Source organism: Streptosporangium sp. NPDC049248 (assembly GCF_040678965.1).
GTDB classification, from domain to species: domain Bacteria; phylum Actinomycetota; class Actinomycetes; order Streptosporangiales; family Streptosporangiaceae; genus Streptosporangium; species Streptosporangium fukuiense.
Window position 1 is genome coordinate 182,359 of the sequence record NZ_JBFAQY010000013.1, and the last position, 16,807, is coordinate 199,165.

Annotated in this window: 15 protein-coding genes; 11 read left to right on the top strand and 4 right to left on the bottom strand. The window is 70.8% G+C overall.

Translation table 11 applies throughout. The features are described from left to right. Nucleotides 1-23 precede the first annotated feature (23 nt). A complete protein-coding gene (locus AB0K21_RS24180; protein ID WP_343967335.1) occupies nucleotides 24-1,046 on the top strand; it encodes a LacI family DNA-binding transcriptional regulator in 1,023 nt (340 codons plus the stop codon). 117 nt (nucleotides 1,047-1,163) lie between these two features. Here AB0K21_RS24180 and AB0K21_RS24185 read toward each other — a convergent pair whose 3' ends face one another. Then, nucleotides 1,164-2,147 carry an MBL fold metallo-hydrolase gene (locus AB0K21_RS24185; protein ID WP_343967333.1) on the bottom strand — a complete coding sequence of 328 codons (984 nt, stop codon included), beginning with the start codon at nucleotides 2,145-2,147 and terminating at the stop codon, nucleotides 1,164-1,166. A gap of 203 nt (nucleotides 2,148-2,350) precedes the next feature. After that, on the bottom strand, nucleotides 2,351-3,241 hold the full coding sequence (locus tag AB0K21_RS24190; protein WP_364153323.1) for a serine hydrolase: 891 nt from the start codon (nucleotides 3,239-3,241) through the stop codon (nucleotides 2,351-2,353). Nucleotides 3,242-3,359: 118 nt separating this feature from the next. Here AB0K21_RS24190 and AB0K21_RS24195 point away from each other — a divergent pair, with 118 nt between their 5' ends. From AB0K21_RS24195 to AB0K21_RS24205, 3 genes are all read left to right on the top strand, one after another. After that, entirely contained in the window at nucleotides 3,360-4,400 is a 1,041-nt protein-coding gene (locus AB0K21_RS24195) for a LysR substrate-binding domain-containing protein (RefSeq protein WP_364153326.1), read from the top strand. Nucleotides 4,401-4,815: 415 nt separating this feature from the next. Continuing rightward, a complete protein-coding gene (locus AB0K21_RS24200) occupies nucleotides 4,816-5,028 on the top strand; it encodes a DUF5999 family protein (protein ID WP_343967327.1) in 213 nt (70 codons plus the stop codon). Nucleotides 5,029-5,309: 281 nt separating this feature from the next. Beyond that, complete coding sequence (locus AB0K21_RS24205) at nucleotides 5,310-6,041, top strand: DsbA family oxidoreductase (RefSeq protein WP_343967325.1); 732 nt, start codon at nucleotides 5,310-5,312, stop codon at nucleotides 6,039-6,041. Between the two features lie 62 nt (nucleotides 6,042-6,103). On the opposite strand, the gene AB0K21_RS24210 is transcribed toward AB0K21_RS24205, so the two are convergent. Continuing rightward, nucleotides 6,104-6,727 carry a thymidine kinase gene (locus tag AB0K21_RS24210; protein WP_343967323.1) on the bottom strand — a complete coding sequence of 208 codons (624 nt, stop codon included), beginning with the start codon at nucleotides 6,725-6,727 and terminating at the stop codon, nucleotides 6,104-6,106. 142 nt (nucleotides 6,728-6,869) lie between these two features. Further along, complete coding sequence (locus AB0K21_RS24215) at nucleotides 6,870-7,505, bottom strand: SRPBCC family protein (protein ID WP_364153331.1); 636 nt, start codon at nucleotides 7,503-7,505, stop codon at nucleotides 6,870-6,872. Nucleotides 7,506-7,783: 278 nt separating this feature from the next. Between AB0K21_RS24215 and AB0K21_RS24220 the strand changes: the two genes are divergently transcribed. The 7 genes from AB0K21_RS24220 to AB0K21_RS24250 all read left to right on the top strand — a co-directional run bounded on the left by AB0K21_RS24220 (nucleotide 7,784) and on the right by AB0K21_RS24250 (nucleotide 16,751). Then, entirely contained in the window at nucleotides 7,784-8,227 is a 444-nt protein-coding gene (locus AB0K21_RS24220) for a hypothetical protein (RefSeq protein WP_343967319.1), read from the top strand. 213 nt (nucleotides 8,228-8,440) lie between these two features. Further along, nucleotides 8,441-10,522 carry a hydantoinase/oxoprolinase family protein gene (locus AB0K21_RS24225; RefSeq protein ID WP_343967317.1) on the top strand — a complete coding sequence of 694 codons (2,082 nt, stop codon included), beginning with the start codon at nucleotides 8,441-8,443 and terminating at the stop codon, nucleotides 10,520-10,522. Then, nucleotides 10,503-12,359 carry a hydantoinase B/oxoprolinase family protein gene (locus AB0K21_RS24230; protein ID WP_364153335.1) on the top strand — a complete coding sequence of 619 codons (1,857 nt, stop codon included), beginning with the start codon at nucleotides 10,503-10,505 and terminating at the stop codon, nucleotides 12,357-12,359. The genes AB0K21_RS24225 and AB0K21_RS24230 overlap by 20 nt, the downstream gene beginning before the upstream one ends. A 411-nt stretch (nucleotides 12,360-12,770) precedes the next feature. After that, complete coding sequence (locus tag AB0K21_RS24235; protein ID WP_343967313.1) at nucleotides 12,771-12,974, top strand: cold-shock protein; 204 nt, start codon at nucleotides 12,771-12,773, stop codon at nucleotides 12,972-12,974. Nucleotides 12,975-13,225: 251 nt separating this feature from the next. Next, nucleotides 13,226-13,885 (top strand): histidine phosphatase family protein, encoded by a 660-nt coding sequence (locus AB0K21_RS24240; protein WP_343967310.1) that lies wholly within the window; start codon nucleotides 13,226-13,228, stop codon nucleotides 13,883-13,885. 180 nt (nucleotides 13,886-14,065) lie between these two features. Beyond that, a complete protein-coding gene (locus AB0K21_RS24245) occupies nucleotides 14,066-15,223 on the top strand; it encodes a CoA transferase (RefSeq protein ID WP_364153377.1) in 1,158 nt (385 codons plus the stop codon). Nucleotides 15,224-15,254: 31 nt separating this feature from the next. Further along, complete coding sequence (locus AB0K21_RS24250) at nucleotides 15,255-16,751, top strand: carboxyl transferase domain-containing protein (RefSeq protein ID WP_343967306.1); 1,497 nt, start codon at nucleotides 15,255-15,257, stop codon at nucleotides 16,749-16,751. The last annotated feature ends 56 nt before the right edge of the window (nucleotides 16,752-16,807 follow it).

Consider the following 16,807-nt stretch of genomic DNA (forward strand, 5'->3'; position numbering starts at 1 on the left):
CATAGAGAAAAGGATTTCGTCAGATGGCTGGCAGGCGGTCACGTGCGGTGACCATCAGTGACGTGGCCTCGCTGGCCGGCGTGTCGATCGCCACCGTGTCCAAGGCGCTCAACGGGAAGGACAACGTCAGGGCCGACACCCGGCAGCGCGTGCTCGAGGCGGCCGAACAGCTCGCCTTCCGGCCGAACGCGCTCGCCAAGAACCTGCTGACCGGGCAGAGCCGTACGGTCGGCCTGTTGACCAGCGACAGCGCCGGGAGATTCGGGATCCCCGTCCTCCTCGGCGCGGAGAACGCCTTCGGCGCGGGGGAGATGGCGGTGATGCTCTGCGACGCCCGTGGCGACGTCATCCGCGAGCAGCACCACGTCCGCATGCTCCTGTCCCGGCGGGTCGACGGCCTGATCGTGGTGGGGGAGAGCACCAACCCGCGCCCCTCCATCAGCCGTGACCTGCCGGTTCCCGTGGTGTACGCCTACGGTCCCTCCGACGACGCCGACGATGTCTCCTTCGTGCCCGACGACGTGGGCGGCGCGATGCTCGCCGTCCGGCACCTGCTGGCCACCGGACGGCGCAGGATCGCCCATGTCACCGGTCCCACGGACTACAAGGCCGCGATCGACAGGGCCGAGGGGGTGCGGCGGGGGCTCGCCGAGGCCGGTCTCGAACAGGCGGGCGAGACCCTCTTCGGTGCCTGGTCCCAGCGGTGGGGGCGGCAGGCGGCCGAGATGCTGCTGATGGCGCAGCCCGATCTCGACGCGGTGTTCTGCGGTAGTGACCAGATCGCCGCGGGCTTCATGGAAACGGCCAGGGAGCGCGGCCGGCGCCTGCCCGCGGACATCGCGGTGATCGGCTACGACAACTGGGAGGTGCTGTCGGCCGAGACCCGCCCGCTGCTCACCAGCGTCGACCCGAACCTGGAACGGCTGGGGCACACGGCCGCGCAACACCTGTTCGCCGCCATCGACGGGAAGGTCGCCCCCGGCATCCACACCATGCCCTGCCGGCTCGTGATCCGCGACTCCACCGCACCACCAGGCCCTTCCTGAGAGGAGCCGGGAGCCGGGGCCGCCCGGACCTCGGCTCGAACGGCGGGCAGAGGACCCTCCGGCGGCCCGCGCGGTGGCCCCCGTGGCTCCACGCGGTGTTCCGGCCCGGCGCGGACCTCAGCCGAACGTGTACGGCGTCAGGTACTCCGGGGTCACCACCCTTGTCCCGGGGCTGACCCTGCGCACCGTCGCGACGAACTCCGCGAGGCTCTTCTTCGACTTCTCGTCGGCCTGCGGCGGGTTCTTCAGCGCCACTTCGAAGTTGTCCCAGTGCACCGGGACGACCACGCGGGGGTTGCTCAGCGCCCGCAGCAGACGCGGCACGTAGTCGTAGGTGGAGGACGACGAGGTGATGGGAATCATCGCGACATCCGGGGCGAGACCGGCGAGGTTGCGCTCGACGAAGTCGCTGCCGCCCATGAAGAACACGGACGGGCCGCCCTTGACGGTCACCTGGAAGGCCAGGGTGTCACCCTCGGGCAACTCGGAGATGTTCTTCGGCCTCCTCTTCGGCCTGCTCGCCAGCTCTCCGGGGAAGAGCATGGAGTAGTTGGCGTTGCGGCTGTGCAGCGACTCCACCACCTCGACGACGTGGTCGCCGAAGTCCAGCACCTCCCCGCCCTTCACCGGGCTGAGCAGGCCGTCCTTCACGCCGAACGCCAGCGCCAGGTTGCAGGTCGTGGTGGTGCCGACCACCCGGGCCTCGGTCGATGTGGCGATGTACGGGACGTCGTTGAAGTGGTCCCAGTGCGAGTGCGTCACCAGGATCGTCTTCGGGGTGCCCACGTGCCTGCGGATCGTCTTGGTGTCGACGGTCAGCGGGGTGACGGGATTGAAGGCCCCCGAGGACAGACCGGTGTCGAACCGCGTCACGTACGGGTCGACGAGGAACGTCGAGGAGCCCACGTCCACCCGCCAGCCCGAGTTGCCGAGCCAGCGGAACGTCGCCGCGGCCTTCGCCCCGCCCTTCGCGCTGCCCGGCAAAGGCGTCGCGGGGGCGGCCTCGGCGCCGGCCGAGGACAGCAGGAGCCCGGCCATCGGTGCCAGCACCGCACCCGCCGTCGCGGTCCGCAGGAAATCTCTTCTGTCGAATCTGGACACGTCTCTCCCTGGGGTGTGAACCGGAGACCGCCGTCCGGGCGGTTCGATGGGACCCAACCATCGCCCGGCCGCCCGCGTCCAAGATTCAGGGGCGTCGCCTTCCATAGGTGAACACGTATCAGAGCAGTTCACCGGGGTCGGCGGCGCCGGAGAGACGTCGCGGACCGGAGGCCGCGGGGGCTCTCATGCCCAGGGAGCGGGACTCATCCGGGGCCGGCGCGCAGCGCGTCGACGGCGACCCGGGCGGCCTGGCCGATCGCCAGGTCGACATCGATGCGCCGGGTCGCGTGCAGTTGCTCGGTCCTGGCGAACACCGCCACCGCGTACCTCCCGCCACGGGGATACTCGGCGACCCCCGCCTCCATGTGCAGGCCGGGCAGCGTCCCTGTCTTGGCGGCCACCCGCACCTCCGGAGGGAACCCCGAGGCGATCCGCGTCCAGGAGATCTGCCGCGCCATGTAGTCACGCACCGCCGCGCACGCCTGCGGCGGTCCCGCCTCGTCACGCCAGATCAGCCCGAGCAGCCGGGTCATCTCACGTGCGGTGCTCGAGGTCGTGTGACCGGGGTCGAAGACCCGCAGCGCCCAGACCCGCTCGGCGGGCAGGGTCGGGAAGATCCGCGCGAACTCGGCGTCGTCCCGCGCGCCCACATCCGCGAGCATCGACTCCAGCACCTGCCTGGGCCCGCCGATCACCCGCGTGCGCCCCAGTCCCAGCTCCGCGGCCAGCATCTGGACGGTGTCCAGGCCCACCCGGCGCATCAGCACGTCGGCGGCGGTGTTGTCGCTGACGGACATGGCGAAGTAGGCCAGGTCGCGGAGTGACATCTCCACGTCGTCCGCGCATCCGGCGGTCCCCCAGCCGCCGAGCCTGTCCCCGGCCGTCACCAGCACGCGCTCGGCCGGGTCGAGCTGGCCGGCCGCGGCCTGGCGGGCGAACTCCAGGACCAGCAGCACCTTGAAGATCGAGGCGATCACCACCTGCTCGTCGGCGCGTATCCCGACCTCACGCCCCCCGGTGATGTCCAGCGCGTGCAGATGACCATCCAGGCCGGCCGCCGCGAAGATCTCCGCTATCCGTTCCTCTGTCGACACACCCGCAACGCTATCCAGACCTGACAGCGGCCCGTGACGTGCGGCGGCCGGACGCCTCACCGCCCCCGGAAGGTCTCGGGGGGTGAGGCGCGTGTGCAGGATCGCCTATCGTGGCGCCGTGGACCTTTCCCGGCATCTGCGACATTTCCTCGTCGTCGCCGAAGAGCTGCACTTCGGCCATGCCGCGGAGGTGCTCGGCATTGCCCAGCCGCCGCTCAGCCAGTCGATCCAGCGGCTGGAGCGCGAGCTCGGCGCCGAGTTGTTCGACCGTTCGCGCCGCCAGATCGAGCTCACGGCGGCAGGCCGGCTTCTCGTCGGCGAGGCCAGGCGGTTCCTCGCGGGCGAGGAGCGCCTGCGGACGATGATGCGCCAGGCCGGTGAGGGCGAGCTGGGAACCCTCCGAGTCGGGGTACCCCCGGAGATCCCGGCCGTGACGCTCCAGGCCCTGCTGCGGCGCGTCACCGAGGACACTCCGGGGCTACACCTGGAGCTCCATGAGCTCACGGTCCCGGAACAGCTCCGCCGCCTGGCCTCCGCCCAGCTCGACGCGGGCCTCGTGCACCACCCCGTCGACACCCCCGGTCTGCTGTACGGCCCGGTCGTGAGGATCCCGCTGGGCGTGGTGCTGCCACGTACCTCCCCCCTGGCCTCCCCCTCGGAGCCGGCACGGTCGGAACCACAACCGGAACCACAACCGGAGCCACGGCGGCGGCCAGGGGCGCGGCCGTGGGAGATCGAGCTGGCCGACCTCGCCGGGCACGACCTCGTCGTCTTCCCCCGCGAGACCTCCCCGGCCTGGTACGACCACCTGCTCGACGTCTGCCGTACGAAGGGTTTCTCCCCGGTGAGGCTCAGGCACGCGCGCAACCCGGAGTTCCTGCTGGGGCTGGTGCTGGCGGGCCACGGGGTGGCGTTCGAGCAGGAGGCGATGGCGCGCAGGGAGCCGCGGGTGATCTGGCGCCCCCTGGCCGGAGACCCTCTCCAGCGGGGCGTCTGCGTCGCCTGGCCGGAACGGTCGGCCCACCCGGCGGCCGCCCGCTTCGCCGTGCTGACCGCCGAGATCCTCGCCCAGCACGGCACCACCGGAACGCCGCCGCCGGCCCTCGGGGGGGCACCGTCGCCCGAGCCTCGCCCCTGGTCCGTCGTCTACGCCCCCTGACGTCCTCCCGGCGCCGGTCGCGTCCGGTCACCGCCTCGCGATCACGGTCACGGTCGGCCGGTTCCGCCTGCCGCCAGGGGAACCCGGCATCGCAAAGAATGCTCTACCAGGACAGGGCCTTGTCTCTATCGACGGCCGACGAGCCCGGGTGTAGACAAAGATTAATTAACACCAAAAAGATGACAAATTAACACCTTGTTTGCTCAGGGAACGCCGGTAGGAGATCCCGCGTCATGGGCGGGTCATCGGACAGATGGACGCGGCGACGCCGGTGGGGCCACCCACCGGAACCTGGTCGCGTTGGAACGCACGAAATTCCGTGAAGCCGGTGCGCGGCCGGCCGGGAAGGTCGTCCGCGCCGTCTCCCTCCGAGCGGGGAGTCCTTCCCTCAGCCAATCAAGATCGGAGCAAGATCGTGTGCCAGCACATACCCCCCTGTCCGTCCGCGGACGCTTTTGACCATGAGGCGGCGCGTCTCGTGGTCTCTCACCCGGAGCAGGGGTGGGGGCTGCTCTGCAACGGCGTGGTGGTCTTCGAGGACACCGGGGAGCTTATGCCCGACGGACGTAGCATTCCCGCCCATCGCGGCATTCCCGCCCACCACAGCCACTGCGTTGGGGCGGCATGAGAGCGTTCGCCGCTCCAGCCTCCCCCGTGGCCGCCGAGGAGTCCCCTCGCCGGGGGACGGCGCCCCGGCGGCTCTTTTCCGTCCCGGTCCCGGCGCCCATGGCGTGGCGGCCGACCGGCGACCGGCGGCCCGAGAAGGTCGGGTGACGACGCGCCGGATCCACCTCCGCAAGCGGTCGCGTTCCGCTGCTCGGCTCACCCTGGACCTGCGGACTCCGGCGGGCAGGCGGCTGCCGTACTGACCGGTTCCGCCTCACCGGGCGCCGCGGGCGACATCGCGGAATGAGCGGCCCTCCGCACCGGTTGCAGCGGTACGTGAAGGTTGAAATCTACTCAGACATCGTCTGTCCCTGGTGCTACATCGGCCATGCCCGCTTCGCCCGCGCCGTCGAGCGCTACCGGGCCAAGGGCGGGGAGGTGGAGGTCGAGTTCAGGCCGTTCCAGCTCATGCCGGACGCGAAGTCCAACGGCGAGCTCACGCTCACCTGGGCCGCGAAGAAGTTCGGCGGGGCCGAGCGGGCCGCGCAGATGTTCGGGAGAGTGGGCGGGGTCGCCGCGGAGGACGGGCTGGTGCTGGACTTCGACCACGCGATCCAGGCCAACACCTTCGACGCGCACCGCCTCATCCGGCTCGCCGGAGAGCAGGGCAAGGGAGAGGAGGCGCTGTACGCGCTCTTCCGGGCCCACTTCACCGACGGTCTCGACGTCGGCTCGCGCGAGGTGCTCGCCAGGCTGGCCGGCGAGCTCGGCGTACGGGCCGACCTCGACGGTGCGGACGGCGTGGCGGCGGTGCGGGAGGAACTGGCCCGGGCCCGTGCCATCGGCGTCAGTTCGGTGCCGCTCTTCCTGTTCGAGGGCCAGTTCGCCGTCTCCGGCGCCCAGCCCGAGGACACCCTGCTCGCCGCCCTGGAAGAGGTCGCCGAGCGCACCGGGCGGTCACCGGCCGCCAGGGCGGTCAAGGCCGCCCAGTCCGGCGGGGACGCCTGCGACGACGAGGGTTACTGCGCCGTCTGACCGCGCCGTCCGACGGTGCCGTCTGACGGTGCCGTCTGACGGTGCCGGGCCCGCGCGGGAGGTCAGCCGAGCTCGCCGGAGCGGTGGTGGCGGCGGCACAGGACCTGGTAGCGGATCGGAGCGGCGCCGGTGTCGCCGATGACCACCTGCTCGCCGGTACGGGTCATGTTGCCGCCGACCACCCGGGCGTTCAGGCGCCCGGGGCGCCCGCACCAGCACAGCACCTCGACCTGGAGGCGGTTGATCTCGTCGGCCAGCTCGAAGAGTCGCTGGGCGGCGGGGAACATCCGCGAGCGGAAGTCCGATGCCAGGCCGAAGGCGTAGACGTCGATGCCGTAGTCGTCGGTCAGGTCGGCGAGCTGCTCGATCTGGGCGACCGTGTAGAAGCACGCCTCGTCGCAGATGACGTAGTCGATGGGCTGGTGCGCGCGGACCAGGGCCACCAGATCCAGGTCGTCGTCGACCTCGACGGCCTCGCTGCCCAGGCCGATCCGGCTGGTGACCTGCGCGCTGCCCGAGCGGTCGTGTTTGGTGAGCACCAGGCCGCGCCTGCCCTGGCGGCCGTGGTTATAGTTCATCTGCAGGGCCAGTGTGGACTTGCCGCAGTCCATCGGGCCGAAGTAGAAGCGCAGCACTCCGTCCCGGGAGACGGTGGGAACGGCGGAGAGGGCAGACGTTTCGGTCACGGGGCGCCAGCCTAGTACTTCTGACGTGGTCGGCGATCTCCACCCCTGGTGACCGGTTTGTCGCTTTCGTTGGCCGTGCGACCCCCGCGGTACCGGGGGGCGACGGGGCTCGCCCGGCGGGAGAGCCCCGTCGGGCGGCGGGTCAGAGCAGGCCGCTCTCGATCGCCGCCTTCAGGCCCGCCTGCGTCGCCTGGTGGGAGGAGACGCCGTTGGTCACGGTGAAGTCGATGAGCAGGATGCTCGCCTCGAAGGTGAGGTGTTCGGTGACCCGCGTCCGCCCGTCGCCCAGGTCGGTGAAGACGATCTTCTGATGTGTGACGACGTTCGGCAGCGTCCAGGTGTCGGTCTCGTAGTAGAGGTCGTCGCGGTGGACGCGCTGCTGCGCGTGCGTGTCGCTGGTGACCGGCAGCCCGGCGACCGGGATCTCCTCGACCGCGGTGAAGTTGACGTAGCGCGTTCCTGGTTCGTGCCAATCCGCGTGCGTGACGACCCGCTTCAGGAACGAGTGCATGCCCAGATGGTTGTCGATATCGGAGTAGGCGTCGAACACGTGCTCCACCGGGGCGTTGATCTCGATGGAGACGTCACGCCTGACCTGCTTCCTTCCCGTTGTCGGCAGGGGGGCGGCCAGGCACTCGTAGAACCTGTGGGTGTCCCAGGCGATCTGCCACTGGGCGGCGAGCAGAGGGTCGGTGTCGGCGCGGGCAGGGGTCGAGAAGGCGGTGAGGAGGAGGGCGGCGAACAGCGGGGCCACGAGAAGCCGGAAGAGCTTTGTCACGGATACCTCGGGAGAGAGGGGGAGGTGATGAAAGTCTTCTACCGCATCCGATCATGGTTTCCGCGTTCCGAACGCAGATCGTGATTTTCATGTTTTGTAACGGTCCATCCTTGGGTGTCCGCCTGAGAGGTGGCGGTCTGCGAGCGAGGGGTTTGGAGGGAAGATGTGCTGGTAGAAGTGGGTGGTCCCTGGCTGACATAGCCTGACTGGGCTTGACTTGGCTTGACCGTGAAAAGCGTGGGAGATTCCCTTTGGCATATCGGAAAGTGGGAGAACCAGTGACGACCACCAACAAGACCGCTCCACCCCTCGGCAAGACCCCGGCCACCCTGACCTCCGGCCCCTCCGCGGAGACCGCGGAGATACCGGTGGCGCTCGCGGCGATGATGAGCGAGGACGAGGCCGTCGCCGCCCAGGCCGAGGCGGCTCGCTGGCGGTACGGGTTCTACGTCGTCATCGTGGGGCTCGTGGTCATCCTGATCGGCTTCGCGGTGATCACGCTTCGCGGGGGCGACACGACCGCGCCGTTCGCCGGGCTCGTCGGCGTCTCGGGCGCGATCATCGGCGCCTACTTCGGCGTGCAGATCGGCCAGTCCGGCAAGGACAGGGTCGAGGCAGAGCTGCGCCGTACGAACGAGATCGCCATCCGCCTCGCCGCCAAGGTCCACGCGCATGACGCCGACTCGGTGATCAACACCACCATGGGTCCCCGGCGCCGCTAGGACGGGCACCGCGGATCCGCGGCGGGCCGGCCTTCGGACACCCTCCGGCAGGGCCGGCCTTTCGCGTCTCCGCGGCCGGGTCCGGCCCCTGCGGCCACGGCCGTCCGCCGGTACCCGCCCCTCCGCTCCCGCCAACACTGCCCAAGGATCGGCCGTAGCTTCGGCAGGGTCCGCCGATTTGCGGATTCGCCGGGACTGGGTAGACACGGGGGCATGCGCAGCGTCCGTATCGGGGTCGACACCGGGGGCACGTTCACAGACGTGGTCGCGGTGGACGAGCAGACCGGTGAGATCACCACGACCAAGACTCCCTCCACCCCCGCCAACCCCGCCGACGGGTTCATGGAGGGGGTACGGAAGGTCCTCAGAAAGGCGGCCGGGGCCGAGGAGGTGACCCTGGAAGCCGTGTCGGCGGTGGTGCACGGCACCACGGTCGCCACCAACCAGCTCCTTGAGGACCGGATCGCCGACCTGGGTTTCGTCACCACCGAGGGCTTCGAGTTCATCCTGGAGATCGCCCGTCAGAGCGTGCCCGACGGCTACGGCAACTCCTACTTCTGGGTGAAGCCGCCCCGCATCGTCCCGGTGCACCGGGTCAGGACCGTCGGCGGGCGCCTGGACCACACCGGGGCCGAGGTGCGGCCGTTCGACGAGGAGCAGGCCGTCGAGGTGGCCCGGTGGTTCCGTGATCGCGGCATCACCGCGATCGGCGTCTGCTTCCTGCACTCGTACGCCAATCCCGCCCACGAGGTGCGCATGCGGGAGGTCCTGGAACGGGAGCACCCGGATGCCGTCGTCTCGATCTCGTGCGACGTGCTGCGCGAGTACCGCGAGTACGAGCGCTCGGTCACCACGCTGGTCGACGCCGCGGTCAAACCGACGATGCGCCGCTATATCGCCAACCTGGCCCAGCGTCTGGAGACGAGCGCCGCGGGTACGGGCGAGGGACTGCCGTTCTCCGTCATGAAGAGCAACGGCGGCGTACTCTCCGCGGCCGAGGTGGTGCACCAGCCGATCACCACGGTGCTCTCCGGACCGGCCGCGGGCGCGCTCGGCGCCGCACTGATCGCCGCCACCGCCGGGCACCCCTCGGTGATCACCCTGGACGGCGGCGGCACCTCGACCGACGTCGCGGTGGTCGTCGACGGGGAGCCGTCGCTGACCACCGAGGGCAGCATCGGCCGCTACCCCTGCAAGATCCCGATGATCGACATCGTGACCGTCGGCGCGGGCGGCGGCTCCGTCGCGTGGATCTCGCCGGAGGGCACGCTGAAGGTCGGGCCCAAGTCCGCGGGGGCCGACCCGGGACCGCTCTGCTACGGCCGGGGCGGCACCGAGGTCACCGTCACCGACGCGCACGTCTTCCTCGGCCGGGTTCCGGCACACCTGCTCGGCGGGGAGATCCCGCTCGACGCCGACGCCGCCCGGCAGGGGATCGAGGCGCTCGCGGGCAAGATCGGACTGACTCCCGAACGGACCGCGGCGGGCATCCTGGAGATCAGCGCCTTCAACCAGTCGAACGCCATCCGCCAGATCACCGTCAAGCGTGGCCTGGACGTGCGCGACTTCCCCATGGTCGCCTTCGGCGGCTCAGGACCGCTGCTGGTCTGCCGGCTCATCGACATCCTCGGCCTGCCCTCGGTGATCGTCCCGCCCGACCCGGGCAACGTCTCGGCGTTCGGGCTGCTCACCGTGGACGTCAAGAACGACTACGTGCGCACCTTCGTCACCCGCGACCTCTCGCTCGCGGCCGCCTCGGAGATCTTCGGTGAGCTGGAGGGACAGGCGGCCTCCGCCCTGGACCGCGAGGGCTTCGCGGCAGAGGCGCACGTCTACGCGCGCAGCGCCGACCTGCGCTACTTCGGCCAGGCCTACGAGGTCAGGGTGACGGCCCCGGCCGGACCGCTGGACGAGGCGTGGCAGGCCGAGGTGCTGGACCGCTTCCACACCGAGCACCACAAGCTCTACGGGTACGGCTACCGCGACGACCCCCGGCACGGCGTCGAGTGGGTCAACCTCCGGGTCTCCGGCATCGGCCCGATCACCCGCCCCGCCATCGGACGCCGGCCGCACGGTACGAGCCGGCCCGAGCCGGTCACCTTCCGCGAGGTCTGTTACGACGATTGGGGCAGTACCCCGATCCACCGCCGCGCCGACCTGGCGGCCGGAGCGGAGATCAGCGGTCCCGCGGTCATCGAGGAGTACGGCTCCACGTTGCCGGTCCACCCCGGCTTCACCGCGACCATGGACGAGTTCGGAAACCTGGAGGTGCGCCGTGCGGCGGACAACGGCTGAATCGACGAGCGCCGCCGACCCGGTGCTGGTGGAGATCGTCGAGGGGACGCTCGCGTCCGTGGAGATGGAGGTCGAGACGGCCATCGCGCGCACCGCCCGCTCGCCCATGATCCGCGACGCGCACGACTTCCGCGCGGGCATCCACGACGTACGGCTGCGCAAGCTGACCGGCAGGTCCTACTCGGCGCTGGTCCAGCCGATCGTCAGGGACTTCCCGATCGCCGAGATGAAGCCCGGCGACGTGTTCTTCCACAACGACGTCTACCTGTCCGAGGGGGGCATCGGGCACCTGCCCGACCTGTGCGTGACGGTCCCGGTCTTCCACGGCGGGGAGGTCGTCGCCTTCGTGCAGGCGTTCGGCCACCACGACGACATCGGCGGGGGCGTGCCCGGCTCGATGCCGAGCAACGCGCGCAGCGTGTTCGAGGAGGGGCTGATGGTCCCGCCGATCAAGCTCTGGGACGAGGGCGTGCCCAACCGGGCGGCACTCACCATCATGACCCGCAACTCGCGGATGCCCGACTCGCTGGCCGGAGACCTGGACGCCGAGTGCTCGGCCTGCCTGATGGGCGCGCGGCGGCTGGGCGAGCTGTTCGACCGGTACGGGCGCGAGGCGGTCGAGGCGTGCTTCGACGCGATCATCTCCAACACCACCGAGACGTTCCGCAGGGAACTGCTGGCCAAGATTCCCGAGGGCACCCATGTGTGGGAGGACTACGCCGAGCACGACGGTGTGGACTCCCCCCGCCTGCACACCCAGCGGATGACCCTCACCGTCGACCACTCCGCGCCGGTGCCGCTGGTGATCGACTTCACCGGCACCTCACCGCAGGCCAAGGGGCCGATCAACCACGCGGGCGACTACGCCGACGGGGTCTTCCTGAAGAAGTGGCTGGCGCCGATCCTGCGCAACCTGGCCGACACCCCCGAGCGGATGGCCGAACTGGACGTCAACGAGGGCGTCGTGCCCCTCATCGAGATGCGATTCCCCCAGAAGGGCACCCTGCTCACCCCCATCTTCCCGGCCCCCACCAACGCCCGTACCTTCGTGATCCTGCGTCTGCTGGGGGTGCTGGCCGGGGTGCTGGCCAAGGCGACCGGCGGCCGGATGCCCGCCGACCAGGAGACCATCCGCTACACCGGCGTCTACGGCGACGGCCTGGACGGCACCCCGTACCTGATGCGCGAGGTCCTCGGCGGCGGCTCGGGCGGCCGGTGGTACGCGGACGGGGAGGACACCATCCACGTGGTGCCCGACTCGCGCAACATCCCGGTCGAGTTCGCCGAGTCCCGCTGGCCCTTCCGGGTCGAGCGGCTCGGCCTGGCCCGCGACTCCGGTGGCCCCGGCCTCTACCGGGGCGGTCTCGGCTACGACAAGCACCTGCGGATGCTCCGCGACGCCTCGTTCATGTCCATCGCCGACCGCTCGATCCTGTCGTGCTGGGGGGTGAACGGCGGCCGGGCCGGGAAACCCTTCGTCGTGGAGATCGACGGGAGGGAGATGGAGGGCCTGGTGGACGACTCGCCGGTCCGCGCCGGCGAGATCATCCGGGTCCGCACCACCGGTGGTGGCGGCTGGGGTTCTCCGCTGGACCGCGACCCCGCCCTGGTGGCCGCCGACGTCCGCGACGGCAAGGTCTCGCCGGACGGCGCCCGCGACGACTACGGGGTCATCCTGTCCGGCTCGCAGGACGACCCTCAGGTGGACACCGAGGCCACCGGGATCCGCCGCGCGGAACTCCGCGCCCTGGTCGCCGACGCGCCCTTCTTCGACCGGGGCCCCGGCTTCCCGTCCCTGTCCGGTGGCCTGACGTACGCGGAGGTGGATCTCGTGTAGCCGAGCGGGTGTCCTCCTCGGGTACCGCCCGCATCGGGAGCCCCGGCAGAGGCGAGGCCGGGCTGTCACCTCCGGCGGTCACCCCTCGGCCTCGCCTCACGGTCCGTATCGGGTCGACCGGGAGCCGCTACGGCGGCCTGAGGATCATGGCCGGCCCGTACCGGTGATCGCCTTCCCCCTGCTCCGGCGGCCCGCCGGAGCAGAGGGGGTGAGGAGTGGGTGTGCCGGGCCGTGGAGGTGCTAATCTGGAAGCAGTTGCGGTTGTGGTACCCATGAAACTCTGTGTGCACCTGACGGATGACCTTCAGGTGCATTTTTGTTTTCCCGGTCATCTCCGGATGGGCTCATCGCGGCGACGCGGGATCCGCGCGGTGCGGATTCCGGCTCTGCCCCCTATCAAAGGAGAAAGTCATGGCTACGGGAACCGTGAAGTGGTTCAACTCGGAAAAGGGCTTCGGCTTCATCGAGCAGGACGGCGGCGGCGCCGACGTCTTCGCTCACTACTCCAACATCGCCACCCAGGGCTACCGTGAGCTGCAGGAGGGCCAGAAGGTCTCCTTCGACGTCACGCAGGGCCAGAAGGGCCCGCAGGCCGAGAACATCGTTCCGGTCTGACGTAGCACCAGCACGGCGAGGGCCGGGGCCCGCACCTTTCGGGGTGCGGGCCCCGGCTCGTCTCATGTCCGCTCGTTCGCCGCCGGGCATCGCGGGGTTCTTCGGAGCCGACCTTCGCCCGGGGACGGGGCGCGGTGGGTTCTCGAATGTTCCGGCTCCGGCGGGCCGTCGCCGCGGCCTGTGGGCCGGGCGGCCGGTTCGCCGGATCAGCCGGTCTTGCGCAGGGGAGGAGAAGGCGTTTTCCTGTAGGCATGACCTTGGTGATCACTGCGGTGCGGCATGGTCAGAGCGAGTCCAACGTGGCCTTCGAGGAGGCTCTCCGCACCGAGAGGGCGGTCGTCCTGGAAGGCCGGGACCGGGACGTCTCGTTGACCCCGCTGGGCAGGGAGCAGGCCACCGGGCTGGGGCGGCGTCTGGCGGTCGGGGATCCGCCCGACCTCGTCCTGTGCTCGCCGTACCGTAGGGCGGTGCAGACCTGGGAGCTGGCCGCGGCCGAGCTGGGCGCCGCCCCCGAGGTCCGGTTGGAGCCGAGACTCGGGGACTGTGACATGGGGCGTTGGTCGGGGATGAACCCGATCGCGCTCAGGGAGAGGTTTCCCGGTGAATCGGAGAACCTGGTGGCTCGTCTGTACGGCGGTTTCCGGCCGCCGGAGGGGGAAAGCTTCCAGGATGTCGCCGACCGGGTACGTGAGGTGCATGAGGAACTGCGTGCCGGGCATGCCGGGCGCCGGGTTCTCATCGTCGCGCACGACTCCGTCGTGCTGATGCTCAAGCACGTGATCGAGGGCATCCCGATCGCCTCCGTCGAGGCGTTCGCACCGGTCGGCAACGCCTCGGTCTCGGTGTGGCGCGGGTCCAGGTCCGAGATCTTCAACGAGGTGGGCCACCTGCGGGGGACGCGGACACGGTAGCGCTCCGTTCCGGCCCGGCGTTTTCCTCATAACCTCACCCCGATCGTCTCGCCGGACGGCGGTATGGGAGATCATGGGATTCCCTCGTCCGGGTATCGTGCCAGTCTCACGGCAAGCGGGCCGGGAACGGGGGAAGCGCTCCTCCGGCCGGGTCCGGCCGCCACGCATCGGAGGTTGATCTTGCAGGGAGCACTCGGCGACATCGTCGTTCTCGATCTCTCTCGTGCGCTCGCGGGTCCGCACGCCACGCAGATGCTCGGCGATCTGGGTGCCCGGGTGATCAAGGTGGAGCATCCCGGGGGAGGTGACGAGTCCCGGGGCTGGGGCCCGCCCTTCGTGGGTCCTGAAGGTGATATTTCAACGTATTTCCTGGCGGCCAACCGGAACAAGCAGTCGATCGCCCTCGATCTCAAGTCCGCCGAGGGCAAGGCGCTGATCGAGCGCCTGGTGCGGCAGAGCGACGTGCTGGTGGAGAACTTCCGCACCGGCGTGCTGGACCGGCTGGGCTTCCCCGTCGAGCGGCTGCACGAGCTCAACCCCCGCCTGGTCATCCTGTCGATCACCGGCTTCGGCCATGACGGCCCGGAGGGCGGCAGGCCGGGGTACGACCAGATCGCGCAGGGCGAGGCCGGGCTGATGAGCCTGACCGGCCCGTCGGCCGACGAGCCGTACCGGGTGGGCGCCTCGATCGCGGACCTGCTCGGCGGCATCCACGGCGCCTACGGCGTGCTGGCCGCGCTGTACGAGCGGGAGCGGACCGGGCGGGGCAAGGTCGTGCGGACCTCGCTGCTGGCCGCGGTGACCGGGGTGCACTCCTACCACGGCACGGCCTGGACCGTCGGCGGCCAGGTGCCCGTCGCCAACGGTAACCACCACGCCTCCATCGCCCCGTACGGGGCCTTCCACTGCGCCGACGGGATGATCCAGATCGCGGTGGCGAACGACGCGCAGTGGCACAAGGTCGCCGCCCTGCTGGAGATAGATCCAGATATCGCGAAATATGCCACGAACAGGGAAAGATTTGCGCATCGGGATGAGCTGATCGCGGACATGGAGCGGAGGCTCACCAAGCACGACAGGGCGCACTGGCTGACCGCGCTCGGCGAGGCCGGGGTGCCCGCCGGGGCGATCAGGTCCATCGACGAGGTCTACGCCTGGGAGCAGACCCGTTCCCAGGGGCTGGTCGTCGAGGTCGACCACCCCGTGCTCGGCACCATCGAGCTGCCGGGGCCGCCGCTCCGCTTCGACGGCGACCTTCCCATGCGCCATACCGCCCCGCCCGCCCTCGGCGAGCACAACGACGAGGTCCTCGCCTGGCTGAGGGAGCGTGAGCGTTGACAGGCAGGCGGATCCCTCACGGAGCGCGGATATGAGCCAGGCGCGACCCGACGCGCGGACCCTGATCGACACCTTCTTGGACCCCGGGACCTGGCTCTCGTGGGACGAGCCGCCCGCCGATCCCTCCCTGCCCGGCTCGGGGTACGCCGAGGAACTGGCCGCGATCCGGGCCAGGACGGGATACGACGAGGCGGTGGTCTCCGGGGAGGGCCTGCTCGACGGGCGCCGGGTGGCGATCGTCGCGTGCGAGTTCTCCTTCCTGGCCGGCTCGATCGGGGTGGCCGCCGCCGAACGGCTCACCGCCGCGATCGAGCGGGCCACCGCCGAGCGGCTCCCGCTGCTGGCGGCCCCCGCCTCGGGCGGCACCCGGATGCAGGAGGGCGCGGTGGCCTTCGTCCAGATGGTGAAGGTCACCGCCGCCGTGGCCGCGCACCGCGCCGCGGGCCTGCCGTACGTCGTCTACCTGCGCCATCCCACCACCGGTGGGGTCTTCGCCTCCTGGGGCTCGCTGGGGCACGTCACCGCGGCCGAGCCGGGCGCGCTGATCGGGTTTCTGGGGCCGAGGGTGTTCGAGGCGCTGCACGGCTACCCGTTTCCCGAGGGTGTCCAGGTCGCCGAGAACCTCTTCGCCCACGGTCTGGTCGACGCCGTGGTGTCGGCCGAGGACGCCCGGCGGGTCGCCACGCGGGTGCTCGCCGTGCTGTGCGCCCCCCGTGAGGGGTTGGATCCGGGCCCCGAGCCGGACGAGTGGATCCCGGTGGTCCAGGCGTGGGACGCGATCAGCCGCTCCCGCCGCGACGACCGCCCCGGTGTGCGGGCGCTGCTCAAACTCGGAGCCGCCGAGGCCACCCCGCTCAACGGCACCGGTGTGGGCGAGCACGACCCCGGGCTGATCCTCGCCCTGGCCAGGTTCGGCGAGGTCCCCGCGGTCGTGCTCGGCCAGGACCGGCGGGGCCAGCGGATCGACGCCCCGCTCGGCCCGGCCGGGCTCCGGGTCGCCAGGAGGGGGATGCGCCTGGCCTCCGAGCTGGGGTTGCCGCTGGTCACCGTGATCGACACCGCCGGGGCCGCGCTCTCCAGGGCGGCGGAGGAGGGCGGCCTGGCAGCCGAGATCGCCCACTCCGTGGCCGACCTGGTGATGCTCGACGCCCCGACCGTCTGCCTGCTGCTGGGGGAGGGCGCGGGCGGCGCCGCCCTCGCGCTGCTCCCCGCCGACCGGGTGCTCTGCGCCCAGCACGGCTGGCTGTCGCCGCTCTCCCCGGAGGGGGCATCGGCGCTGCTGTACCGGAGTGTCGACTTCGCCCCGGAGATCGCCGAGGCCCAGGGGGTGAGATCCACGGACCTGCGCCGGGACGGCCTCGTCGACCGGATCATCCCGGAGTTCCCCGACGCCGCCTACGAGCCGGAGGCGTTCTGCCGCCGGGTCTCGCGGGCACTGGAGTACGAGATCGCGACCCTGCTGGGGCAGCCTCCCGCGGACCGCCTCGCAGCCAGGCTCTCCCGCTACCGCCGGCTCGGCGTGGGCTGAGCGGGCGGCGGCGGGTCTCCGGGCCTGACAGTCACCTGGGAGCCCTCAGGCGGGCG